7 protein-coding genes are annotated in these 7,775 nt (G+C 66.0%); 3 read left to right on the forward strand and 4 right to left on the reverse strand.

The window, feature by feature from the left end; genetic code table 11:
- Positions 1 to 130: 130 nt before the first annotated feature.
- From QMX81_RS19750 to QMX81_RS19760, 3 genes are all read left to right on the forward strand, one after another.
- Entirely contained in the window at positions 131 to 2,101 is a 1,971-nt protein-coding gene (locus QMX81_RS19750) for an oligopeptide transporter, OPT family (protein WP_282264041.1), read from the forward strand.
- Positions 2,102 to 2,249: 148 nt separating this feature from the next.
- Complete coding sequence (locus QMX81_RS19755) at positions 2,250 to 4,313, forward strand: S9 family peptidase (RefSeq protein WP_282264043.1); 2,064 nt, start codon at positions 2,250 to 2,252, stop codon at positions 4,311 to 4,313.
- 133 nt (positions 4,314 to 4,446) lie between these two features.
- Positions 4,447 to 5,691 carry a DUF819 family protein gene (locus tag QMX81_RS19760; protein WP_183073818.1) on the forward strand — a complete coding sequence of 415 codons (1,245 nt, stop codon included), beginning with the start codon at positions 4,447 to 4,449 and terminating at the stop codon, positions 5,689 to 5,691.
- Positions 5,692 to 5,705: 14 nt separating this feature from the next.
- Here the strand turns inward: QMX81_RS19760 and QMX81_RS19765 are convergent, their stop codons facing one another.
- From QMX81_RS19765 to minC, 4 genes are all read right to left on the reverse strand, one after another.
- Positions 5,706 to 6,191: a hypothetical protein gene (locus QMX81_RS19765; RefSeq protein WP_121043356.1), complete on the reverse strand. Its 486-nt coding sequence runs from the start codon at positions 6,189 to 6,191 to the stop codon at positions 5,706 to 5,708.
- A gap of 47 nt (positions 6,192 to 6,238) precedes the next feature.
- Positions 6,239 to 6,499: a cell division topological specificity factor MinE gene (minE, locus tag QMX81_RS19770; protein ID WP_017355894.1), complete on the reverse strand. Its 261-nt coding sequence runs from the start codon at positions 6,497 to 6,499 to the stop codon at positions 6,239 to 6,241.
- A 2-nt stretch (positions 6,500 to 6,501) separates the two neighbouring features.
- Positions 6,502 to 7,311 carry a septum site-determining protein MinD gene (minD, locus tag QMX81_RS19775; protein WP_088432112.1) on the reverse strand — a complete coding sequence of 270 codons (810 nt, stop codon included), beginning with the start codon at positions 7,309 to 7,311 and terminating at the stop codon, positions 6,502 to 6,504.
- 35 nt (positions 7,312 to 7,346) lie between these two features.
- The coding region (gene minC, locus QMX81_RS19780) for a septum site-determining protein MinC (RefSeq protein WP_282264053.1) at positions 7,347 to 7,775 on the reverse strand (429 nt) is incomplete at its 5' end.

Here is a 7,775-nt window from a genome sequence, read left to right on the forward strand (position 1 = left end):
TTTTCCTGCGCCGGCGTCTCGGGGGGGGGGGGGGGGGGGGGGGGGGGGGCCCGCCCCGCGCCCCCCACTACTGGACTTGCCCGTACATGAACGCTAGCGTGGCAGGGATTTTTTGCCAGCAGAGGCTTCCATGAACAACGACGCTGCGCCACGCCAGCTCACTTTCCGCGCGGTGGTGCTTGCCATCGTGCTGGCAGTGATTCTGTCGGCCGCCAACGCCTACCTCGGTCTGTTCGCAGGCCTGACCATCGCCACCGCCATTCCCGCCGCGGTCATTTCCATGGGGGTGCTGCGCCTGCTCGGCGGTGGCACGATCCTGGAAAACAACATCGTGCAGACCGGTGCTTCGGCCGGTTCGTCGATCGCCGCCGGCGTGATCTTCACGATTCCCGCGCTGGTGATCATGGGCTACTGGCCGGACTTCAAGTACTGGTGGGTGCTGGGCATCGCCGGTCTGGGTGGTCTGCTGGGCGTGCTGTTCTCGGTGCCGCTGCGGCGTTCGATGATCGTCGAAGATCCGCTGCCGTTCCCGGAAGGCAAGGCGGCCGCCGAAGTGCTCAAGGCCGGTGAGAACCCGGGCCCGGGCCTGAAGATCCTGGCGGTGTCGGCGGTGATCGGCGCCTTCGTGAAGCTGGCGGCCGAAAGCGGCCTGCGCCTGATTCCGGATGCCTGGGCCACCTCGGCCTACGTGGGCAGCTCGAAGATCACCGCCTTCATCGGCACCAACCTGTCCCCGGCGCTGCTGGGTGTGGGCTACATCGTCGGCCTGAATGTCGGCATCGTGGTGGTGTCCGGCTCGATCCTGACCTGGCATATCGCCATTCCGCTGTACCAGTCGTTCTTCATGAACACCGATCCGGCGCTGGCCGCCTCGATCGCCACGGCCAGCTCCACCGAGGCGGCCTTCGCCATCTGGGGCGCGAAGATGCGTTACCTGGGCGTGGGCGCGATGCTGATCGGTGGCGTCTGGACCCTGATCTCGCTGCGCAAGTCGCTGCTCAATGGCGTCAAGAGCGGTTTCGCCGCGGCCCGCAAGAGCGGCGGCCCGGCGCTGGCGCACACCGAGCGCGACCTGCCGATGAAGTGGATGCTGGTGGCCCTGGTGGTGTTCACCCTGCCGCTGCTGGCGCTGTACCAGGCCATCGTGGGCCAGTGGCATGTCTCGATCCCGATGACGCTCATCATGATCGTGGCCGGCTTCCTGTTCGTCTCGGTCTCGGCCTACCTGGCCGGGTTGATCGGTTCGTCCAACAACCCGGTCTCGGGCATCACCATCTCCACCATCCTGTTCGCCTCGGCGGTGCTGGTGGTGTTGCTCGGCGCCGACGGCCTCAAGCCGGTTGGCGTCGGCGGTGCCCCGCTGGGTGCGGTGGCCGCGATCATGATCGGTGCGGTGGTGTGCTGTGCGGCCGCGGTCGGCGGTGACAACCTGCAGGACCTCAAGGCCGGCTACATCGTTGGCGCCACCCCGTGGAAGCAGCAGCTGATGCTGGGCATCGGTGCGTTCTCGTGCGCGCTGATCATGGCCCCGGTACTGAACCTGCTGGCCACCGCGTATGGCATCGGCGTCAAGTCCGAGCTGCATCCCAATGCGCTGGCCGCGCCGCAGGCCAACCTCATGGCCTCGGTGGCCAAGGGCCTGTTCGGCGGCGAGCTGCCGTGGACCTTCATCGGCATCGGTGCCGTGGTCGGGGCGGCAATCATCGCTTTCGACAGCTGGCTGAAGTCGCGCAATGCACGCTTCCGCGTGCCGGTGCTGGCCGCGGCGATCGGCATCTACCTGCCGCTGGAGCTGATGGTGCCGATCTTCCTGGGTGGTCTGATCGCCTACCTGGTGGAACGCTTCCACAAGATCCGTGGCGACGACGAAGAAGGCCGCGACCGCGTGCACAAGCCGGGCGTGCTGTTCGCTGCGGGCCTGATCACCGGTGAAGCCCTGATGGGTATCGCGATCGCGGTGCCGATCGTGATCAGCAGCCGCGCGGACGTGCTGGCGCTGCCGTTCCACCTGCCGGGCGCGCAGTGGATCGGTCTGGCCGTGCTGTTCCTGGTCGGCTGGTTGATCTACCGCACCGGCAAGCGCGCGGTGGGTTCAGTCTAAAAAGTCTGCATCTGCGTCATGGCAAACCCCGCTCCGGCGGGGTTTGTCGTTTCTGCCTCCCGTCGAACCACCGGCATGACCGATGGCCTTTGCATCGGTGGCCCCTGCGGCCCTACCATCGGCGTTTTGCCGTTCCGCGGAGACCCCGATGAAACTTCGTTACGCCCTGCTGCCGTTGTGCCTGCTGACCGCGATGCCCTCGCTGGCGGCCACGCGTGGCCTGGATGTGCGCGACATGATCGCGCTGGATCGGGTCTCCAGCCCGCTGCTCACCGCCGATGGCGGCAATGTGATCTTCGCCAAGCGCGTGGTCGGTACCGACAGCAAGGCCAGCACCGGCCTGTACATCCGCAACCTGCGCACCCGGGATCTGGCCCCGCCCAAGCCGCTGACCCCGGCGGGCTGGAACGTCAATTCCGCTGCGCTGTCGGCCGATGGCCAGACCGTGTATTTCCTGAGCGCCAAGAACGGCAGCCAGCAGCTCTACGCGCAGCCGACCACCGGCGGCACCCCGCGCCAGCTGACCGATTTCCCGGTCGATGTGGACAGCTTCCACGTCTCCCCGCAGGGCGACCGCGTGGCCTTCAGCAGCGGCGTGTTCCAGGACTGCGGTTCGGACCTGGCCTGCACCAGCAAGAAGCTGGACGCGCACAAGGCACGCAAGAACACCGGTGAAGTCTTCGACACTCTGTTCGTGCGCCATTGGGACACCTGGGCCGATGGCCGCCGCAACACGCTGTTCGTGGCGCCGCTGCCGGTCGCCAAGGCCGCAGCGGTGAAGGGCGCCTCGGCGATCAGCGCGACGCTGGCCGGCGATGCACCGTCCAAGCCGTTCGGTGGCAATGACGACTTCACCTGGTCGCCGGATGGCAAGAGCGTGGTCGCCGCGATCCGCGTGGCCGGCAAGCAGGAGCCGTGGTCGACCAACTTCGATCTGTACCGCCTGGATGCCGAGGGCAAGCAGGCCCCGGTCAACCTGACCGCGGCCAACCCGGCTTGGGATGCCGGCCCGGTGTTCAGCGCCGACGGCAAGACCCTGTACTACCGCGCCATGAAGCGCCCCGGCTTCGAAGCGGACCGCTTCGGCCTGATGGCGATGGACGTGGCCACCGGCAAGACCCGTGAGATCGCACCCAAGTGGGATCGTTCGGCCGGCGAGATCGTACTGTCCGGTGACGGCACGCTGATCTATACCAGTGCCGACGACATGGGCGAGCACCGCCTGTTCGGCGTCGACATCGCCACCGGCACCGCCGAAGTGGTCGCCGACGGCGGCAGCATCGGCTCGCCGGTGATCGCCGGCACCACCCTGGCGTATACGAAGAACAGTCTGAAGAGCGGCGATCAGATCATCGTGGCCGCCTTCGACGGCGCCAACCCGCGTGAGATCACCCCGAGCGCCGGTGAAATGCTGCCCGACGTCGCCTTCGGCGATTACGAGCAGTTCCAGTTCAAGGGCTGGAACAACGAGACCGTGCACGGTTACGTGGTCAAGCCGTACAACTACCAGGAAGGCAAAAGTTACCCGGTCGCGTTCCTGATCCACGGTGGCCCGCAGGGCAGCTTCGGCAACGGCTGGAGCTACCGCTGGAACCCGCAGACCTACGCCGGTCAGGGCTACGCGGTGGTCATGATCGACTTCCACGGCTCCACCGGTTACGGCCAGGCCTTCACCGATGCGATCAGCCAGCACTGGGGCGACCGCCCGCTGGAAGATCTGCAGAAGGGCTGGGCTGCGGCACAGAAGCAGTACCCGTTCCTCAACGGCGACAAGGCGTGCGCCCTGGGCGCCAGCTATGGCGGCTTCATGGTCAACTGGATCGCCGGCAACTGGAACGAGCCGTGGAAGTGCCTGGTCAACCATGACGGCGTGTTCGATCAGCGCATGATGGGCTACGCCACCGAAGAGCTGTGGTTCACCGAGTGGGAACAGGGTGGCACGCCGTACGCGAAGGCCGCCAACTACGAGAAGTTCAACCCGGTCAACCACGTGGCCGACTGGAAGAAGCCGATCCTGATCGTGCACGGCCAGCTCGACTACCGCATTCCGGTGGAGCAGGGCCTGGCGGCGTTCACCGCTGCGCAGCGCCAGGGCATCGAGTCCAAGTTCCTGTACTTCCCGGATGAGAACCACTGGGTGCTCAAGCCGCAGAACAGCGTGCAGTGGCACGACACCGTCAACGGCTGGTTGAAGCAGCACATCGGCGAATAAGCCGGTTTGAAGCGCCGCCCCCAGGGGCGGCGCTTTGCTATCGGTGGTGCCGGTCATTGGCTGGCGGTTGTATCGCGCGTTCCACATCCATGAGGTTGCCGGCCAGCGGCCGGCACTACGCAGGCCATCCCCCGTGAAAGCACCCGCCCTGATCCAGAACGATATCGTCGTCTTCGGCTTGATCGCTGCCACCCTCGGTGCCGTATTCTGGACCGCCTCGCGCGAGCAGGGGCTGTGGAAGCGGTTCTATACCTACGTGCCCGCGTTGCTGCTGTGCTACCTGATTCCCGGCGTGTACAACACCGTCGGCCTGATAGATGGCCAGAACACCCATCTCTACAACCCGGTCGCGCGCGACATCCTGCTGCCCGCCGCCCTGGTGCTGCTCACCCTGGCCGTGGACATCAAGGGCATCCTGCGGTTGGGGCCGAAGCTGATCGTGATGTACCTGGGCGCCTCGCTGAGCATCATGATCGGCGCCGTGGTCGCCTTCCAGTTGATGAAGTGGCTGCACCCGGCGACGGTCGCCGGTGACACCTGGGCGGGCATGGCGGCGCTGGCCGGCAGCTGGATCGGCGGCGGTGCCAACATGCTGGCCATGCGCGAAGTCTTTGATGTCAACGCGACCACCTTCGGGCAGTTCGCGGTGGTCGATGTCGGTGTCGGTTATGTGTGGATGGCGGTGCTGATCTTCATGGCCGGGCGCGCGGCAAAGATCGATGCGCGCAGTGGTGCCGACACCTCCGGCATCGATGCCCTCAAGCTGCGCATCCAGGCGTTCCAGGCACAGCATGAGCGCGTGGCCAGCCTGACCGACCTGATGCTGATCGTGGCGGTCGCCTTCGGCGTGGTGGGGCTGTCGCACGCGATCGCCGGGCCGGTCTCGGCATGGTTCAAGGGGCATGTCGCCTGGGCCTCGCAGTTCAGCCTGGATGCGCCGTTCGTGTGGGTGGTGGTGATCTCCACCACCTGCGGCCTGGCGTTGAGCTTCACCCGTGCGCGCAACCTGGAAGGTGCCGGTGCCTCCAAGCTCGGCTCGCTGCTGCTGTACTTCCTGATCGCCTGCATCGGCATGCAGATGGACCTGCTGGCGTTGCTGGACCGCCCGTGGCTGTTCCTGCTAGGCCTGATCTGGATCGCGGTGCACATCGTGCTGCTGTGGGCGCTGGCGCGCGCGCTGAAGGTGCCGTTCTTCTACTTCGCGATCGGCTCGCAGTCCAACATCGGCGGGCCAGCCTCCGCGCCCGTGGTGGCGGCGGCGTTCCATCCTTCGCTGGCGCCGGTCGGCGTGCTGTTGGGCACGATGGGCTACGCCACGGGCACGTATCTGGCGTACATCGTGGGCATCACCCTGCGCGCGATGGCAGGGCAGGGCTGACCGCACGTGCGGATTTACGCAGGAAGAAGGCCGCGCTCGACCAGCCACGCCTTTGCGTCTTCCGCATCCTGTTCGAACCACGCCTTCGTGGACCCCAACCGATACGTATACCCCCAAGCATCCATGTCCAGCATCAGGCGGTCGCTGCCCACACCAGGCAGTCTGCCGGCCAGCACGATCTGCAGGTAACAGGTGGCGTCTTCTTCGGGCACCGAATCGGTGGCATCGGTATGCACCAGCGCACGCCGCTCCGGCGGCAGCACGATCAGGTGACAGGCTTCGTGCAGCATCGAGTGCACGGGGGTGTCATCGCGGACGTACACGTCGCTGCCGATGATGCCGGCTTCGGGTTCGCCCCAGTAGCTGCCCGGAATCGGCGCACCATCGGCCACACGATGCAGGTGCAGATCGTGGGTGGCGAGCAGGGCGAGGGCATCGTCGAAACGGATATCGCCGACGCGGGTGACCTGCGGTTCGGCGGTGGGGGCAGCGTCGTTCATGGGTTACCGCTCAACCGCCCCTTCCAACGCGGAAGGGGCGATGTCGATCAGGGCTGCTGCGGGCCTTCCGGCAAGGCGACGGAGATATCGAGCACATCGTGCTCCCCGTCCTTGACCAGATCGACCTTGACCGCATCAGCGTCGATGTTGACGTACTTCTTGATCACTTCCAGCAGCTCGCGCTGCAGCAGGGGCAGGTAGTCCGGGCCGCCGCGGTGGCTGCGTTCCTGCGCGATGATGATCTGCAGGCGGTTCTTGGCCGTTTCGGCAGTGGTCTTCTTCCGGTTCAGGAAATCGAACAGTCCCATGCTTACCCTCCGAACAGCTTGCTGAAGAAGCCTTTCTTCTCCACGGTGGTGAAGCGCATCGGACGCTCTTCGCCAAGGATGCGGCCCACCGCATCTTCGTATGCCTGGCCCGCCGCCGATTCGGGGTCCAGAATGACCGGCTCGCCCTTGTTGGACGCATTGAGCACGTCGCCCGATTCGGGCACCACGCCAATGGCCTTCAGGCCCAGCACTTCTTCCACGTCGGTGATGCTGAGCATCTCGCCGCTTTCCACCCGTACCGGGCTGTAGCGCGTGAGCAGCAGGAAGGCCGGCACGTTCTTGCCGGACTCGGCCTTGTGGGTCTTCGAATCGAGCAGACCGATGATGCGGTCCGAGTCGCGCACCGAAGACACTTCCGGGTTCACCACCACGACCGCACGGTCGGCGTAGTACATCGCCAGGAACGCGCCCTTCTCGATACCGGCCGGGGAGTCGCAGATGACGTACTCGAAGCCGTCGGCGATGAGATCGTCGAGCACCTTGCGCACGCCTTCCTGGGTCAGTGCGTCCTTGTCGCGGGTCTGCGAGGCAGCCAGCACGTACAGGTTGTCGAAGCGCTTGTCCTTGATCAGGGCCTGCTTGAGGGTCGCTTCGCCGTGCACGACATTGACGAAGTCGTACACCACGCGGCGCTCGCAGCCCATGATCAGGTCCAGGTTGCGCAGGCCGACGTCGAAGTCGATCACCGCCACCTTTTTGCCACGACGTGCCAACCCGCAGGCCAGGCTGGCGCTGCTGGTGGTCTTGCCGACGCCGCCCTTGCCGGAGGTGACTACGATGATTTCAGCCAAAGGATTTCTCCTGATTCTTCTGTTTGGGGGCTGCGTCAGTCCAGCGCAGCGATCTTGATCTGGTCCTGTTCCAGCCACACCTGCACGGCCTTGCCGCGCAGGGAGTCCGGAACATCGTCCAGTACCTTGTAGTGGCCGGCAATGGCGACCAGTTCAGCGTGGAATTCACGGCAGAAAATGCGCGCCGTGGTGTTGCCTTGGGCACCTGCCAGGGCACGGCCCCGCAGCGTACCGTAGATGTGGATGCTGCCATCGGCGATCACTTCGGCGCCCGCGCCGACGGTGGCCATGACGGTCAGGTCGCAGTTTTCCGCGTACAGCTGCTGGCCCGAACGGACGTTGGCGGTCTGCATGCGGCCCGGCTTGGGCGCGCCTCCGGTGGCGACAGCGCTGGGCGCCGGCGCCGCAGGCACGGCCGCGGCGGCACGCGCACGGCGCGGCGGCGGTTCGGCGACCGGCACGCG

Source organism: Stenotrophomonas sp. PS02301 (assembly GCF_029959485.1).
GTDB lineage: Bacteria > Pseudomonadota > Gammaproteobacteria > Xanthomonadales > Xanthomonadaceae > Stenotrophomonas > Stenotrophomonas maltophilia_Z.